The sequence below is a fragment of the Roseateles sp. FW305-36 genome, assembly GCF_058787015.1.
Map to the genome: position 1 here is coordinate 1 of NZ_JBYSZK010000019.1, position 15,163 is coordinate 15,163.

At 67.7% G+C, this 15,163-nt stretch carries 14 protein-coding genes; 6 read left to right on the forward strand and 8 right to left on the reverse strand.

The window, feature by feature from the left end:
- Window positions 1–161 precede the first annotated feature (161 nt).
- The gene (locus AC3WOE_RS26445) at window positions 162–746 is read right to left on the reverse strand and encodes a hypothetical protein (protein ID WP_492694804.1); all 585 of its coding nucleotides are present in this window, start codon (window positions 744–746) and stop codon (window positions 162–164) included.
- Window positions 727–1,722 (reverse strand): LysR family transcriptional regulator, encoded by a 996-nt coding sequence (locus AC3WOE_RS26450; RefSeq protein WP_492694806.1) that lies wholly within the window; start codon window positions 1,720–1,722, stop codon window positions 727–729. Before AC3WOE_RS26450 ends, AC3WOE_RS26445 begins: the two co-directional genes overlap by 20 nt.
- A 100-nt stretch (window positions 1,723–1,822) precedes the next feature.
- Between AC3WOE_RS26450 and AC3WOE_RS26455 the strand changes: the two genes are divergently transcribed.
- From AC3WOE_RS26455 to AC3WOE_RS26465, 3 genes are read left to right on the forward strand one after another with little or no spacing between them, the layout of a single operon-like run.
- Window positions 1,823–2,851: an alpha/beta hydrolase family protein gene (locus AC3WOE_RS26455; RefSeq protein WP_492694808.1), complete on the forward strand. Its 1,029-nt coding sequence runs from the start codon at window positions 1,823–1,825 to the stop codon at window positions 2,849–2,851.
- A gap of 41 nt (window positions 2,852–2,892) precedes the next feature.
- Window positions 2,893–3,546, forward strand: coding sequence for a 2-hydroxychromene-2-carboxylate isomerase (locus tag AC3WOE_RS26460; RefSeq protein ID WP_492694810.1), 654 nt, complete (start codon window positions 2,893–2,895; stop codon window positions 3,544–3,546).
- A 47-nt stretch (window positions 3,547–3,593) separates the two neighbouring features.
- Window positions 3,594–4,481, forward strand: a complete 888-nt coding sequence (locus tag AC3WOE_RS26465; RefSeq protein WP_492694812.1) for a UDP-2,3-diacylglucosamine diphosphatase — start codon at window positions 3,594–3,596, stop codon at window positions 4,479–4,481.
- Here the strand turns inward: AC3WOE_RS26465 and asd are convergent.
- The 3 genes from asd to AC3WOE_RS26480 are packed head-to-tail and all read right to left on the reverse strand — an operon-like array spanning window position 4,474 to window position 7,650.
- A complete protein-coding gene (gene asd, locus AC3WOE_RS26470; protein ID WP_492694814.1) occupies window positions 4,474–5,379 on the reverse strand; it encodes an archaetidylserine decarboxylase in 906 nt (301 codons plus the stop codon). The genes AC3WOE_RS26465 and asd overlap by 8 nt on opposite strands.
- A 10-nt stretch (window positions 5,380–5,389) precedes the next feature.
- Window positions 5,390–7,036: an aminotransferase class III-fold pyridoxal phosphate-dependent enzyme gene (locus AC3WOE_RS26475; protein WP_492694816.1), complete on the reverse strand. Its 1,647-nt coding sequence runs from the start codon at window positions 7,034–7,036 to the stop codon at window positions 5,390–5,392.
- Window positions 7,036–7,650: an Mpo1-like protein gene (locus tag AC3WOE_RS26480; RefSeq protein WP_492694818.1), complete on the reverse strand. Its 615-nt coding sequence runs from the start codon at window positions 7,648–7,650 to the stop codon at window positions 7,036–7,038. The genes AC3WOE_RS26475 and AC3WOE_RS26480 overlap by 1 nt, the downstream gene beginning before the upstream one ends.
- Window positions 7,651–7,766: 116 nt before the next feature.
- On the opposite strand from AC3WOE_RS26480, the gene AC3WOE_RS26485 reads away from it, so the two are divergent.
- Window positions 7,767–9,008: a glycosyltransferase family 4 protein gene (locus AC3WOE_RS26485; RefSeq protein WP_492694820.1), complete on the forward strand. Its 1,242-nt coding sequence runs from the start codon at window positions 7,767–7,769 to the stop codon at window positions 9,006–9,008.
- 3 nt (window positions 9,009–9,011) lie between these two features.
- On the opposite strand, the gene lplT is transcribed toward AC3WOE_RS26485, so the two are convergent.
- Window positions 9,012–10,307 (reverse strand): lysophospholipid transporter LplT, encoded by a 1,296-nt coding sequence (lplT, locus tag AC3WOE_RS26490; protein ID WP_492694822.1) that lies wholly within the window; start codon window positions 10,305–10,307, stop codon window positions 9,012–9,014.
- A 91-nt stretch (window positions 10,308–10,398) separates the two neighbouring features.
- Here lplT and AC3WOE_RS26495 point away from each other — a divergent pair, with 91 nt between their 5' ends.
- Together AC3WOE_RS26495 and AC3WOE_RS26500 are read left to right on the forward strand one after the other, a co-directional pair.
- Window positions 10,399–11,652 carry a putative DNA modification/repair radical SAM protein gene (locus tag AC3WOE_RS26495; protein ID WP_492694824.1) on the forward strand — a complete coding sequence of 418 codons (1,254 nt, stop codon included), beginning with the start codon at window positions 10,399–10,401 and terminating at the stop codon, window positions 11,650–11,652.
- Complete coding sequence (locus tag AC3WOE_RS26500) at window positions 11,652–12,419, forward strand: TIGR03915 family putative DNA repair protein (protein ID WP_492694827.1); 768 nt, start codon at window positions 11,652–11,654, stop codon at window positions 12,417–12,419. The genes AC3WOE_RS26495 and AC3WOE_RS26500 overlap by 1 nt, the downstream gene beginning before the upstream one ends.
- Here AC3WOE_RS26500 and AC3WOE_RS26505 read toward each other — a convergent pair.
- A complete protein-coding gene (locus AC3WOE_RS26505; protein ID WP_492694829.1) occupies window positions 12,413–13,459 on the reverse strand; it encodes a hypothetical protein in 1,047 nt (348 codons plus the stop codon). The genes AC3WOE_RS26500 and AC3WOE_RS26505 overlap by 7 nt on opposite strands.
- A gap of 92 nt (window positions 13,460–13,551) precedes the next feature.
- The gene (locus AC3WOE_RS26510; protein ID WP_492694831.1) at window positions 13,552–15,018 is read right to left on the reverse strand and encodes a hypothetical protein; all 1,467 of its coding nucleotides are present in this window, start codon (window positions 15,016–15,018) and stop codon (window positions 13,552–13,554) included.
- Window positions 15,019–15,163 lie beyond the last annotated feature (145 nt).

The window sequence follows — 15,163 nt, forward strand, 5'->3', positions numbered from 1 at the left end:
GCCGATGATAGTGCGGATTCCCGTGTGAAAGTAGGTCATCGTCAGGCTATTATTAAAGCCAACCCCCATCAGTGAAAGCTGGTGGGGGTTTTGCTTTTGCGGCGCGACTTCGCGAGTTCCCCGCGATGGCTGTGACACGAAATGCCGTTCACGAATGGCAATCAGAACAAATCTTGTTGTTCGGCCTTGGGCGGTGGAGCTCTCAGCGAAATGCTTGCAATCACGTTGTAGCGATACTTCCGACCTTCCTTCCGGCCCTCGACAGCGAACACGAGGTCAATCACCCAGTCAATTGCTTCGACGTCGATGGCAAGCCCTGCAGCTGCGTCCCAGTAGCTGAGGGAAATGTGCGGTGTATTGCTTGCCGGGCTGTTCAGGCCTTGCGTCGCCAACGCCCTCTTGATTGCCAGCAGCAGTGCGCGAAAGTCTTTCGTCCCATCGGCTTCGCTCCAGCAGTGCTCGTTGTCGCCGACGATGCAATGGAATGCCAGCTTCGCCGGGTAGGCGACCAGTGCATCGAGTGCGCGCTGCAGCTTGCTTTCCAGGTCTCGCGTCTGCCCAGGCCAATACCGGTCTGACAGCGGTTGATGCCAGTTGGCACGACCTGCCTCGCCATCTCCCGTCTTGCCGGCCAAGCCGTGGTGGCTGAGGAATGCCTCGATGCAGTCCGCAACAATCACCGAAGGCATTGCCACGATCAGGTATCGGTGCCCCGCCATGGCGGCCTCAAGGCTTGGCTGATCCAAGCGCTTCGCGCACGAAACGGACCAGCACACGCGCCGTCTCCGAGCCGGCGGGCAAGGGAAGCGTCAGGGCTTGCACGGTCTCCATGCCGACCATCAGCCGCCAGCCGGGAAGCACGTCGACCAACCCTGTGCCCGCCCCCAGCGGCGCGGCATCTGACTCCGTTTCATTTCGATCCGCGGTTCGCGAGGAGACCGGCAGCTGCACACAGAAGTCAGGTGCGAGCACAACGCCGTTGCCGTGCTGCGCCAAGGCAATCAATCCGTCGAGATCGCTACCCCAAGCCGAAGCCTGTAGAGATACCTCGTCGCGCCGGCCGTCGTCGTGCTGCCATTGGCTGATGTAGGGCTCATCGCTTTGACCCAGCAGCAGCATCGGCACGGCGGCCAGCTCCTGTGGACTCTGGAGGCGTACGGTGCCCTTCCCGTAGGCATGAACCTTGAAGGCCAGTACTGGCTGCGCCACCCAGGCCTCAGGCGGCTTGCTGGTGATGCGAAAGGCGATGTCCAGACCCTCGCGCAGCAAGTCGACGCGGCGATCGGTGAAGAAGAGTTCGTAGCGGACCGCAGGATGCAGCTCCTGAAAGCGCGCGAGGAGCGGCGCAAGGACGTGCCGGCCAAAACCCGCCGTGGCGCTGATGCGGATGGTGCCGTCGAGCTGGTCGCGGGTATGGCGCAGTGCCAGGCGCGCGCTCTCGGCGGCATCGCGGACGGCGCGGGCGCGGGCATGCAGGCGCCGCCCGGCTTCGGTCAGTCCCAGGCTTCGCGTGCTGCGGGCGAACAGCGCGAGGCCTACCGCGCTCTCGATGGCCGCGATGCGGCGGCTGATGGCTGCCCGTGTCAGCCCCAAGTCCCGGGCAGCCTGGGCAAAGCTGCCCGCCTGGGCAATGCGGGCGAAGAGCTCCAGCGCGTTCGCATCCAGCGCTTCTTCAGCGGCGGTTTGACGGCGGCGCCCTATACCCGGTGGATTTGTTGACATCTACTTGACGATCTGAGGACGATTGGCGATCTAGCGGCTCAAAAGTTGCCAATCTAGACTGGGTCCAACGCTGCTGCAAGCGCTTGTTCCCGAGGTTCCGATGTCCAGCCTGCCGCTTTCTCCCGCTGATGCCCTGCCCCCGAGCGTCCCCATCACGACACCGCTCGATCTGGAGGATGGCGCTTCCGGTATCAATCTTGAGGCCCGGGTGCAGCCCACTGCCTTGCGTTGCAACGACGGCCGTCTGCTGGCGGCGCAGTGGTTCGAGCCACCCGTGGCGTTCGGCGTGCGCGCTGTTGCAGTGATCGGATCTGCAACGGCAGTGCCGGCAAGCTACTACCGTCACTTCGCCGAATGGCTGGCTCGCCGAGGCTATGCGGTGCTGAGCTTCGACTATCGTGGCGTCGCGGCTTCCCGCGAGGCCCTGCAGCCGGGCGAGGACGTGCGCCTGCGCGACTGGGCCCGCGTGGACATGGGCGCCGCCCTGCACGCGGCTGACAGGCGCCGGCGCGAGGAAGAGGCTGCTCAGGGCCGCGAGCTCGGCCTGTTGTGGGTGGGGCATTCTCTGGGTGGCAATTCGGTCGGCCTCGTGCCAGGCTTCAACGAGAAAGTCGACGCGCTGCTTGGCGTCGCCGCCCAGGTCGCCTATCTCGGCCACTGGTCGGGCTTCGCTCGCCTTCAGGCCTGGTTGTTCTTCCATCTGATGCTGCCGGTCGTCGTGCGCCTGCTCGGCCACGCGCCAGGACGCATGCTGGGCCCGCGCGCCCAGGATTTGCCCGCCGCAGCTGCGCTCGAATGGGCGAGCTGGGGGCGTATGCCGGGCTTCTTGTTCGGCGACGACAGCCTCGCACGCGAGCGCAGCTACGACCGCTTCCGAGGCACGGCGCATTTATGGAGCATCACCGACGATCACCTGTTCGGTCCGGCGCCTGCCGTCGATGCCCTGGCTGCGCAATTCAGTGCCGCTCGCGTGCAGCGTCATGCCGTCTCGCCCGACGACCTCGGCGTGACCAAGATCGAGCACTTCGGCCCCTTCCGCCGCGACCTGGGTGCCAAGCTCTGGCCGCTCCTGCTGGCCCCCATCGAAGCCGCCACGCCGCTGCTTGCGGCCCGCTTGCACTCGGCGTAAGCACCGCTGCGGTGCGCAGCGTGCGCGGCTAAGGTCGCGGCATGATCGATGACCGCTTTCTCGCCGACAACACTGCCCTGCTGCGACCGCCGGTGCAGTTCTATTTCGACTTCTCTTCCCCCTATTCCTACATCGCCTCCGAGTGGATCGAGGCCGTCGCGGCCCGCCATGGGCGGCGCGTGCAATGGCGCGCCATCCTGCTGGGCGTGACCTTCCAGGCCGCCGAGTTGAAGTCACCGGTCTCCTATCCCATCAAGCGTGACTACACGCTGCGCGACTTCGAGCGTTCGGCCCGCTTTGCTGGCCTGCCCTATCGCCAGCCCGAGACCTTCCCCATCGCGACGCAGAACGCGGCGCGGGTGTTCTGGTGGCTGCACGACCATGATCCTGCGAACGCAGTCGCCTGGGCCCATGCCGGGCTGCGCGCCTACTTCACGCGCGGTGTCGTGCTGAGCGACAACGTGGCGCTCAAGACCCTGCTGAACGAGTCCGGCATCGATGCGGATGCCGCGGAGGCGGCCTGGACCGACGCGGCCTGGAAGGACCGCCTCAAGGTCGAGAACCAGGCCGCGGTTGCCGCCGGGGTGTTCGGCGCGCCTCATTTCATTGTTGATGGCGAACCCTTCTGGGGGAATGACCGCCAAGCACAGATCGAGCGCTGGCTGGCCAGCGGCCCCTTCAAAGGTTTGACCTAGATCAGACGTTCACGCTCGCGTCATGAGCGGCGGGCAGCATCTCTGCCATGCCGACGACGCAAGACACCTCTGCCGCCGCCGACACGCCCACGCTGTCGGTGCGCACCGTCTGGATCTCGGATCTGCACCTGGGCACGCCCGGCTGCCAGGCCAAGGCCCTGCTCGACTTCCTGCGCGACGTCGAGTGCGAGACGCTCTACCTCGTGGGCGACATCATCGACGGCTGGCAGTTGCGCCGCAGTTGGTACTGGCCGCAGGCCCACAACGACGTCGTGCAGAAGCTGCTCCGCAAGGCGCGCAAAGGCACGCGGGTGGTCTTCATCCCCGGCAACCACGACGAGTTCGCGCGCAAATACCTGATGCACAACTTCGGCGGCGTCGACGTGGTCGAGGAAGCCATGCATGTGACGGCCGACGGCAAGAAGCTGTGGATCACGCATGGCGACCTCTACGACGGCGTCATCCAGTGCGCGCGCTGGCTGGCCATCGCCGGCGACCTGGCCTACGAGTTCACGCTCAAGGTCAATCGCTGGTTCAACCACATCCGCGCCCAATGCGGCCTGCCGTACTGGAGCCTGTCGCGCTATCTGAAGCACAAGGTCAAGCGCGCGGTCAGCTACATCAACGAGTTCGAGAACGCCGTGGCGCGCGAGGCCAGGAAGCGCGGTGCGCATGGCGTGGTCTGCGGTCACATCCACCACGCCGAGATTCGCGAGATCGACGGCATCCTGTATTGCAATGACGGCGACTGGGTCGAGAGCCTGACCGCGCTGGTGGAGCACCATGATGGCCGGCTCGAGATCATCGACCGTGGCGACGAGGCCGCCCTGCCGGGCATGCTGCCAGCGCCCAAGGCGGCCACGCCGGCTTCCATACCCGTGGCTTTGCCCCTGCCCGCGGCGGCCAAGGCCGCCGCCAGCGAAACCCTCAGCTGAGGCGCAGCAGGGCCTGTCCGGCGCGGATCTGCGCACCGGGCGCAATGCCGTCCGCAAGCTCGAAGCCGGGAGGCACGAAGACGATGATGGTCGAGCCATGCTCGAACCAGCCCATCTCCTGGCCTTTCACATGCGGCGCGGAGCAGGGCATCTCGTTGGCGCCTTTGCGGCCGATGTGCAGCAGCACGTTCAGCCAGTGCAGGCGGATGCTGGCGACCAGCACGGCCGCCACCGGCACCAGGGCCACGGGCCGGCCGTCGCTCAAGCGCATGCGCACGACGGCGCGCTCGTTGCGGCAGAACAGTCGCTCCACGCGCTTGAGCGCCACCGGATTCACGTTCCAGGTGTCGCCGCTCAGATAGGACACATGCTCCACCGTGCCGTCGGCCGGCGCGTGGAAGCGGTGGTACATGACCGAGGTCAGTCGCAGGGTGACGAAGCGGCCGCCCTCGAAGACGCTGGCGTCCTGCGAAGGGCCGAACAGCTCGGCCGTCGAATACGGAAAGCCCTTGGCCTGGTAGACCTGACCCCGCCGCACGAGGCCCGTCGCGCCGACGATGGCGTCGCTCGGGCTGGCGAAGATCTCGGGTCGTGCATCGAAGACGCGGGCACCTTCCTTCAGCTCGCGTGTGAAGCAGTCCTTGAGGGATGTGAAGCTCTGCTTCTTCGCTTCGCTGAGGTCCAGCGGCGTGAACAGCCGCCAGACACTGATGGCCAGCCGCGTGAACAGCGGGCTTTCGATACGCGCGATGCGCCCCATCAGCCGGGTCGCGGCAATGCGCGGGATGCGGTTGGTGAGCAGGAAGTTCAGGTCTTCCTGGGCGCCCAGGCGCGCCAGCCAGCCACGAGCATCTTTCGCGCCGTCATCGAGCGGGCGCGAGGCTTCTTGAGTTTTCATTCGCCGTCGTTCAGAACTTCTGGGCCAGCATCTCGCGGAACACGCTGCGGCGGATGGCCTTGGCCGAAAGCTCCGGCGCCGTCCACCACCAGCCGTCGGCGCGCATCTCGTCGCAGGCGGCGACGAAGCGGTCCATGACCTCCGCGAACTCGGCGTCGCCATAGTTCAGGCTGAAGATCAGTCGACCCGTCCCCACCCAGCTCAGCGCCAGGCCATGCTTGCGCAGATAGAACTGCAGCATCCAGTGGTAGCGGCCGGGCTGGTCGTACATCACCGTCCAGATCGTCGACAGATTGGCCATGCGCACCGGCGCACCGGTCGCCGCCAGGCGGGCGTTGAACTGCTCGCAGCGCGAGTTCCAGCGCTCGTCCAGGCCGTCGTACAGCGACTTGACCTCGGGCCGCTCGATGCGTTTCAGGAAGGACGCCATCGCCGCCACCACATAGGGGTGGGCATTGAAGGTGCCGCGCGCAAAGCAGATGTCGGCAGGCTTGTCCTCGCGGTAGCGTGTCATCAATGCGCGGCTGCCGCAGACGACGCCGACCGGCAGACCGCCGCCCAGCGTCTTGCCGTAGGTGACCAGATCGGCCTTGACGCCGAAATACTGCTGGGCGCCACCCGGCGCGAGACGGAAGCCGACAAACACCTCGTCGAAGATCAACACGATGCCGCGCGCCGTGCAGACCTCGCGCAGTTTCTTGAGCCAGGCCGTGTAGGCCTCGCGGTCGTAGCTGGCGCGGCGGCTGCCGTCGATCAGCGCGGAGTCGCCCGGCGCATTCGCGTTCGGGTGCAGTGCCTGCAGTGGGTTGACCAGCACGCAGGCGATGTCGCGCCGCGTGGCCAGCACCTTCAGCGAGCGCTCGGCCATGTCCTGCAGCGTGAAGGTTTCGCGCGGTGGCAGTGGGTTGCCCGGGCCAGGCTGCACGTCTTCCCACCAGCCGTGATAGGCGCCGGCGAAGCGCACGAGCCGCTTCTTCCTGGTGTGATAGCGAGCCAGCCTGACGGCCTGCATGACGGCTTCCGTGCCGGACATATGGAAGCTCACTTCCTCCTGCCCGGACACTGCCTTCAGGCGCTGCAGCACTTCCAGCACGCAGGGGTGATAGGCGCCCAGCACGGGCCCCAGCTCGCGTGCCGTGGCCACGGCCTCGTCAATGCATTCCTTGTAGGCGTCGTAGCCCAGCAGGTTGACGCCGTAGGAGCCGGTCAGGTCATAGAGGCGGTTGCCGTCCAGGTCCTCGACCTGCACACCCTCGCTGTGCTGGAGGAAGGCGCCGACCTTCACATGCTCGCGCAGCACGGGGCTGAACTGGAAGGGCACGCGGTAGCGACCGGTGAAGCGCAGGTCGGAGATGGTCTCGCGCGCCCGCTCGGTGGCCGCCAGCGTCTTCGCGAAGCGGCTGTCGAACTCGGCGCCCAGCCGTTGCAGCGCGGCCTTGCGCTGCGCGGCGACGTCGGCCGGCGCGCCATCGGCTGTGAAGAACTGCGCCTCGTCATAGGCATAGCCTGGCACCCAGCGCGCCAGCCGTTTGGCCATGCGCGAATGGCCGGCCAGCGAGCGATGCTTGGCGCGCGACAGCTCGATACGCCGCTTGGCAGCCGGCAACAGGGCGAGCACGCCCAGGGCCAGCGCCGACAGGGTGAGGGTCTCGTCCATCAGTGGGCTTGCTGGCCGACGTGATCCATCGGATCGATCAACTGGCCGCGCAGCAGGTAGAAGGGCGACTTCCAGTACAGCAGCACGTCGTGGAAGGGGTCGGTGATGATCTTGAAGCCCCAGGCCAGGCCCTGCATCAAGTTCTGCGTCACCCACAGCTGCACGACGCGGAAGACCAGGCCCGTCACGCCCAGGCAGAACCAGGCCATGCCGACGTCCTCGAAGAAGCCGCGCAGGCCCACGGCCGGCTGGATCAGGCCGCCCAGCGAAGGCGACAGCCACAGCACCGCCGGCAGGGCCACCCAGACCGCCATCAGCACGATCTTGCGGCGGATGTTGTAGCCAATCTTGATCTCTTCCTTGTACTCGTCGGTGGCCTGGTTGACGTGGTCGTAACCGCGCGGCTCAAAGAAGAAGTGACCCGCCTGGCGTGTCGTCATCGACACGCACCAGGCCAGCAGGGCGGCCCAGGCCGGGTTCACGAACACCAGGGCGTAGGAGACCAGGAAGCTCAGTGCGCTGATCAGGTGCAGGCTCTGGTTGATGCGGCTGTGGTGGTAGTAGCGATGGTCGTCCCAGCGCTGCGTCTTCAGGGTTTGGAAGAACTCGTTCACGTCCCGTCCTCGTCGTTTGGGTGGAAATCGGACGTCATGGTGGTGGGCTTGCGTGAAATCGGCGTGACGGTCCTGCGTTCATCGTTCTGTCGCATGAACTGCTGACCATGCGCGGCATGAAGACCGCACACGACACCGACGACATCCTGGTTGACGACCTGCCCGCGCCGCGTCACTCACGCCGGCTTGCGGTGGTGACCGAGACCTATCCCCCCGAGGTCAACGGCGTCGCGATGTCGATGGCCCGCGTGGTGGATGGCCTGAATCGCCGCAACCACGATGTGCAGCTGATCCGCCCGCGCCAGTCCGCCAAGATGGGCGCCCAGCCCACCGGCAAGCCTGGCGTCGACGAGGTGCTGACCAAGGGCCTGCCGGTGCCGCTCTATCCCAATCTGCGCATGGGCGTGCCGAGCAAGCGTGCCCTGGTGAAGCTGTGGTCCTTGAAGCGCCCCGACGTCGTGCATATCGCCACCGAAGGGCCGCTGGGCTGGTCGGCCCTGCAGGCGGCCCAGCACCTGGCCCTGCCGGTCACGTCGGACTACCGCACCAACTTCCACGCCTACGGCAAGCACTACCGCCTGGGCCTGCTGTCCAAGCCCATCATGGGCTATCTGCGCAAATTCCATAACCGCTGTGACGCGACCATGGTGCCCACCGAAGCCATGCGCGTGCTGCTGGCGGAGCGCGGCTTCGAGCGCCTGTCGGTGGTGGGCCGTGGTGTGGATGCTCAACGCTTCGATCCCGCGCGCCGCAGCGCCGCGATGCGTGAGAGCTGGGGTGCGGGGCGTGACGATCTGGTGATGGGTTATGTCGGCCGCCTGGCGCCCGAGAAGAACCTCGGCGTCGTGCTCGCGGCGTATGAAGCCATCAAGGCCGTGCAGCCGCGCGTGCGCCTCGTCTTCGTCGGTGACGGACCCATGCGCGCCGAGCTGGCCGCCCGCGCACCCGAGGCGGTGTTCGCCGGCTCGCGCAGCGGCGACGACCTGGCGGCACACTACGCCGGCCTGGATCTGTTCCTGTTCGCCAGCCTGACCGAGACCTTCGGCAATGTCACGACCGAGGCCATGGCCAGCGGCTGCGCCGTCGTTGCCTTCGAGAGCGCGGCAGCTGGTGAGTTGATCCGCAGCGGCGTCAACGGCTGGCTGGCCGGCGCGGGCAAGGAGTCCGACTTCATCGCCGCGACCCGCGTGGCCGCTTTCGACCCAGCAGCGCGGCGCGTGGTGGCGGAGCAGGCCAGGGCCACGGCGCGGCGCTTGGACTGGGGCGACATCACGGCGCGTTTCGAGTCGGTGCTGGAGGGCGCGATTGCGCGCGCCGAGCCGACGTTTGCCTTGCCGGGATTGCAGCCGGTCGCTTGACGCTCAAGCCGGGCGGCGACTGTCGATCCAGATCAACAGCGCAATCGCCGTCGCCACCAGCACGCCCAGCCCGCTGAGCGTCACGCCTATTGGCACGCCGGCTGCCTCGCAGCCCGCATAGGTGGCCAGCATTGCCAGCACGCTCAGGTTCTCGTTGAAGCCCTGCACGGCAATTGATCGGCCGGCGCTGAGCAGCACGGCGCCGCGATGCTGCAGCAGCGCATTCAGCGGCACCACCATTGCCCCACCCACGGCGCCGACGAGGGCCAGCACGACGGCGGCGACGGCGACGTCGCTGACCTGTGCCACCACCGGCATCAGCAGGCCCAGCGCGACGCCCGCCCACAGCCCATGCCGCGCCTGGTGCAGTGCCAGCCAACGCCCCGCCGCCGCGGCACCCGCGATGACGCCCACGGCCACCGCCGCCTGCAGATAGGCCGCCTGGCTCAGCGGCAGCTCGAGCGCCACGCCGGCCCAGCGCAGCACCGCGAACTGCAGCGTCGCGCCCACGCCCCAGAACAGCGTCGTCGCAGCCAGCGACAGTCCACCCTCGCGGTCGCGCCACAGCTGGCGGTTGGCGGCACGGAACTCGCGCAGCAAGGTCAGCGGGTCGTGGGCTGCGCTGCGCTGCCGGTGGCCGCTGTCGGCGATGCCGGCATTCAGCAGGCTGGACAGGGCATAGATCAGCAGCAGCGCGGCCAGCGAGCCGGTCAGCTTGTCAGGCGGCAGGTCCCAGCCGTCGCAGAAATTGGCCATCTCCGAGGCCAGCCACATCGGGCTCACGAGCCAGCCACCGAGCACGGCACCGAGCAGGGCGGCCGACACGACGCTGATCTCGATCCAGCTGTTCGCGGCGACGAGGGCCTCGGGCTCGGCCATCTCGGTGATGAGGCCGTACTTGGCCGGCGCATAGGCTGCCGCGCCCAGGCCGACGACGGCCAGCGCGGCAACGGGGTGCAGGCCGAAGGCGAGCAGGGCCAGGCCCAGCATCTTCACGACGTTCATCGCGGCCATCACACGGCCCTTGGCAAAGGTGTCGGCCAGCGGCCCCACCCAGGGCGCGAACACAACATAGGCGACCATGAAGCCGAACTTCAGCAACGGCGCCCACCACAACGCAAAGCCCTGCTGGGACAGCAGGGCGATGGCCACGATGAGCAGGGCGTTGTCGGCGAGGGCCGAGGTGAACTGGGCGCCGATGACGAGGCCGAAGCCGCGTGGGAGGCGGGCGCGCCGGCAGGGCGGCGTCTCCGTGGCGGCGAGGTCGGCGGAAGGGCTGTCGGAAATGGCTGCAGGCACGGGCGCCGCACTGTGACGGGCTGGCGTGAAACGTCGATGAAAGACACCGTTGGACACGCTGGCGTAGCTGTATTTATATACAGTATCGGCCATGGAAGTTCAGGACAAGCTCGCCATCCTGGCGGACGCCGCCAAATACGACGCCTCCTGCGCCAGCAGCGGTGGTGACAAGCGCGACTCCCTCGACGGCCGGGGCATCGGCTCCACCAATGGCCACGGCATCTGCCACGCCTTCACGCCCGACGGCCGTTGCGTGTCCCTGCTCAAGGTGTTGCTGACGAACTGGTGCGTGTACGACTGCCTCTACTGCGTCAACCGCAAGTCCAGCGACACGCGCCGCGCCCGCTTTGCCATCGACGAGGTCGTGCAGTTGACGCTGTCCTTCTACCGCCGCAACGTCATCGAAGGGCTGTTCCTGTCCAGCGGCATCGTCCGCAGCCCCGACTACACCATGGAGCAGGTCATCGAGGTGGCGCGGCGCCTGCGCGAGCAGGAGCACTTCCGCGGCTATATCCATCTCAAGACCATCCCCGACGCCAGCCCGGAGCTGGTCGAGCGCGCCGGCCGCTACGCCGACCGGCTGTCTATCAACGTCGAACTGCCCAGCGCTGCCAGCCTGAAGGCCTTGGCGCCAGAGAAGGACGCCTACGGCATCGAGCGGACGATGTCGCGCATCCATCTGCGCCTGCAGGCTGCTCGGGAGGCGAAGCGTGAAGCCGAAGCGGTGCGCACACTGTCTGGCGCAGCGCCCAGGGCCATCGCGCCACCGCCGTTCGCGCCGGCCGGGCAGAGCACCCAGCTCATCGTCGGTGCCGACGCCTCGGACGACCGCGCCGTGCTGCAGCTGTCGCACCGCCTCTATCGCGGGCAGGGCCTGCGGCGCGTCTACTACTCGGCCTATAGCCCCATCCCGCGTGCCAGCGCCGCATTGCCACCACAGGCCGCGCCGTTGCTGCGCGAGCACCGTCTCTACCAGGCCGACTGGCTGATGCGCTTCTACGGCTTCGGCGCGGAAGAGATCGTCACCGAGGCCGGCTTCCTGTCGCTGCGCCACGATCCCAAGCTGGCCTGGGCACTGGCGCATCCGGAACGCTTCCCTCTCGATGTGGACCGCGCGCCGCGCGAGGCCCTGTTGCGCGTGCCCGGCCTGGGCGTGGGCTCGGTCGACAGGCTGCTGGCCGCCCGCATGCACCGCCGCTTGCGGCGCGGCGACCTGCTCGCACTCGGGCCGGCCGCGCGCAAGGCCTTGCCCTTCGTTGTCGCCATCGATCACCGGCCCCGGAGCGCTGACCTCCAGGCGTTCGCCAGCCCGGTATCCGTGTTGCGGCAGGTCGAGCTTTTCTGATGCGGCTGCCCCTGCGACATCCCGCGGACTGGCGTGGCTTCGCGGCTCAGCTGCCGGCGTTGTTGGCGGGTGGAGATGCCGGCTGGACGCGCGACGTCGGTGCCCAGGCCGCGCTGTTTGGCGACGCGACCGAATCCATGGCTGGCGCCTGGATGCCGCCCGATGGCTGGGAGGAGCTGGGCCGCCGTGTCGCCATGCATGCCGACGACGCACGCTACGCCCACCTGCTGGCCTTTGCGCGCCGCCTGCAACGCGAACCCGCGCTGTGGCACGAGGTGCTTGACCCCGAGCGCGGTCGGCTGCAGGCCATGGCCCGCCAGGTCGGCCGGGAGATCCACAAGATGCACGCCTTCGTTCGTTTCCGCGAAGTGGCGGACGAGCATGCGCTGGGCGGGCGCCGCCATGTCGCCTGGTTCGAACCGGCCCACCACGTGCTGCGTGCCGTGGCGCCCTTCTTCGTGCGCCGCTTTGCCCAGCACCCCTGGGCCATCCTGACGCCGCTTGGCTGCCTGCACTGGGACGGCCGCCAGCTGTCGGGTGCCGGCCCGGCGTGTCGCGAAGAGGCGCCGCCCGAGGATGCCGGCGAAGCGCTGTGGCTGACCTACTACCGCAGCATCTTCAACCCGGCGCGCCTGAAGCCCGCCGCCATGAAGAAGGAAATGCCGGTGCGCTACTGGGCGCTGATGCCCGAGACGCGGCAGATCAGCGAGCTGGTGCGCGACGCGCCGCGTCGGGAGGCCGGCATGCTGCAGCCGCGCGATCAGTAGGCGACCCGCAGGCCGATGCCGACGGAGTCCTGGCGCTGGGTGTAGTTCGACAAGGTGTTCATCGGGCCGCGATGCAGCTGCACGAAGAGCGGCAGCTCGAAGTTCAGCGTCTCGAAATGGATGTTTTTCTGCCACCCCAGCGTGTGCGAGGCGTGCTTGAGGCCGCTGTCGCCGAACTGCGTGGTCAGCTCGAAGCGCCCCAGCGGATGCACGAACAGCCCGGCGCGAACCTTGACGCGCTCATAGTCCGCGAACTTCAGCCCCTGGCCGGCCAGGGGGCCCCAGGTGATGTCAGAGTCGCTGTGGCCCACATAGGCCTTGATCTTGGCCCGCAGGTCGATCTTGGTGGCCTTCGGGTCTTTTTCGTCCCCGGACGGCACCCACACCCACTCACCTTGCGCGGCGACGTAGTTCATGCCTCGGCTGATGGTGTCGAAGAAGCGGTGGTCGCCACGCTCGTAGGCGCGCTGGGCGCGCAGCCGATCGTCAGCATGGGTGACCGGCTCGACGACCTGGCCATCGGACATGTGCTCGAAGCTGAGCTGCCAGGTGTCGCGGTGGTTGCCTGGGTTGCCGCTGAAGAAGCCGGGCGGCAGTCGCAGGTGCAGGCCAGGATTGCTGACGCGGTTGATGACGGGGCCCGAGTCGCGGGAGCCGAGGTAGAAGTCAAAGCGGTTGGTGTACGACACGAAGAGTTCAATGCCGGCCAGCCGCTCCCAGACATTGCGCGCCGCCAAGACCGCGTCGCCTTCGTCCACTTTGGCTTCAAGCACGCGGGAGTCCTTCTCGCGCCGCTGCGGGCAATTGGCGATCGAGTACTTCACCGACACCTGTCCGCGCAGGGCGCGCTCATCGCGTGTCGTCCAACCGTTGTTGCTCATCTGGTTCCACAACAGATAGTTGTCGTGGAAGGCGGAGAAACGCGCCGGCTCGCCGAACTCGCCGCATTGCTTGCCTTGCGCCTCAGCGCAGGCGCAACAAGCGAGCGCGAGCAGCAGTGACAGCAGGCAAGCGTGGCGGCGCGGCAGGGGCTGATGCATGGTGTGGCTTCCGGACTCGGTGCCGCACTGTCTCGCCCGCCTCGGCGTTTGACATCGTCAACTCTGAGGTGCTCAACGGCACCACGCGACGCTCAGCCCCTGCCCACCGCTTCGAACAGCAGGGCCAGTTGGCTGGCGATCAGCAGCTCCTGCCTTGTCCAGGCGCGAGTGGCGCGTGCGTCCACCAGCCACAGCGCGCCGGCGAGTTGGGCGCCGTCGTACAGAGGCACCTCGATGCGCGCCTCAGCGGCACCCGCCAGCCCGGCCAGCTCCGCGTGGCAGGGGTGAAGGGCCGCATCCGGCAAGGCGAGCGGCGCACCGTGCCGGGTCAGCAGGTCGACATAACGGGGTTGTTCATCGGTGCTCAGTCCACTGCCGCCCAGCGGCCAGCGAATCACGTTGGCCAGGCCGAGGATGCGCATGCTCGCGGTCTTCAGCTCGGCCAGCGCCTCGGGCGGCGGCGCTGCGGCCAGGCGCTGGCGCTGGCCACACAGGTGCAGCAGCAGTTCCTCGGGCGTCAACGGTGCGCCACCCTCGTCGGCGGGTGGTGCCGCCAGCGTGGCTCGGGCCGGCAGGCTCAGGCGCTCGATCTCGGACTGCAGGGCCAGGTGTTGCCAGAGGTGGTCCAGCGCGCCCGGCGCGTCGCCCTCGGCCTGCAGCAGCTCGGCCAGCTGGAGATGGGCCTGGCGGGCCTGGGCGCGGGCCTGGATGCGCTGGGCCAGGGACAGGCCGTGGCGGGTCGAACGTACGGCGGCGGCGTTGTCGCCGCGGGCCAGGGCGATCTCGGTCCAGGTGCGGCTGGCTGCGGCCTCCAGCCAGGAGTAGCCCTGGCGGGCCGCGATGTCCAGTGCGAGTCGGCAGTCGGCGACCGCCCAGTCCATGCGTTGGCGGGCCAGCGCAGCACGGGCCAGATGCCAATGAGCCTCGGCTTCGAAGACGCGATGGCCGCCACGCCGTGCCGCCGCCAGGCCGTGGCTGAAATGGCGTTCGGCCGCGGGCAGGTCGTCCGTCTCGAAACTGCCGACGCCGATATTCAGCGCCAGCTTGGCGGCCAGATAGCTGTCGTCGGTACCGGCCAGTTGTTCGCCGGCATCGCGCATCTGGCGCAGGCCGCGGGCCCAATCCGCCTGGGCGTAATGGATCTGGCCCAGGCCGATGCGGGCGGCGACGCCGGTCTGCAGATGGGCGCTGACTTCGGACAGGTCCAGGGCCCGTGACCATTGTTCGCTGGCGAGTTGATATTCGCCCTGCTGGTAGGCAATGCGGCCGAGCGCCTCGCAGACGCGCGCCGCCTGCACCGGGAAGTGGCCTGCGGCTGCCAGCGCGCCGGCCTGCTCCAGGGCCGGCAGCAATTCGAGTGCGCGGCCGCGCGGCTCCAGCAAACCGAAGCGCGCATAGAGGGCGTCGACGCCGACAGCGGTGTCGCCGCTCGTGAAAGCGTTTACGCTGAGCGCTTCGAGCAGCCGGTCCGCCACCGCAGGATGGCGGTGGGCGACGTGGGCGATACGGCCCAGCAAATCGGCCAGGGCCTGGCTGGCGGCGGGGTGCAAAGTGAACACGGCAGTGCTATCGGGTTGGTTTCTCACTGGTATTCTTGTCGATTCCGAGGCCTGGACGCACTCTGATGCGGGCTGATCCTTAGCCTGATTGAGTGGCCGTAGACCAGTTTAAAACCAATTGACGCACCCCGTCGTTGGTATTAGA

What these genes read in the sequence shown, in the direction of transcription:
- AC3WOE_RS26450 (WP_492694806.1), bottom strand. Translation starts at nt 1,722, where the DNA reads ATGTCAACAAATCCACCGGGTATAGGGCGCCGCCGTCAAACCGCCGCT.
- AC3WOE_RS26455 (WP_492694808.1), top strand. Translation starts at nt 1,823, where the DNA reads ATGTCCAGCCTGCCGCTTTCTCCCGCTGATGCCCTGCCCCCGAGCGTC.
- AC3WOE_RS26460 (WP_492694810.1), top strand. Translation starts at nt 2,893, where the DNA reads ATGATCGATGACCGCTTTCTCGCCGACAACACTGCCCTGCTGCGACCG.
- AC3WOE_RS26465 (WP_492694812.1), top strand. Translation starts at nt 3,594, where the DNA reads ATGCCGACGACGCAAGACACCTCTGCCGCCGCCGACACGCCCACGCTG.
- asd (WP_492694814.1), bottom strand. Translation starts at nt 5,379, where the DNA reads ATGAAAACTCAAGAAGCCTCGCGCCCGCTCGATGACGGCGCGAAAGAT.
- AC3WOE_RS26475 (WP_492694816.1), bottom strand. Translation starts at nt 7,036, where the DNA reads ATGGACGAGACCCTCACCCTGTCGGCGCTGGCCCTGGGCGTGCTCGCC.
- AC3WOE_RS26485 (WP_492694820.1), top strand. Translation starts at nt 7,767, where the DNA reads ATGAAGACCGCACACGACACCGACGACATCCTGGTTGACGACCTGCCC.
- AC3WOE_RS26495 (WP_492694824.1), top strand. Translation starts at nt 10,399, where the DNA reads ATGGAAGTTCAGGACAAGCTCGCCATCCTGGCGGACGCCGCCAAATAC.
- AC3WOE_RS26500 (WP_492694827.1), top strand. Translation starts at nt 11,652, where the DNA reads ATGCGGCTGCCCCTGCGACATCCCGCGGACTGGCGTGGCTTCGCGGCT.
- AC3WOE_RS26505 (WP_492694829.1), bottom strand. Translation starts at nt 13,459, where the DNA reads ATGCATCAGCCCCTGCCGCGCCGCCACGCTTGCCTGCTGTCACTGCTG.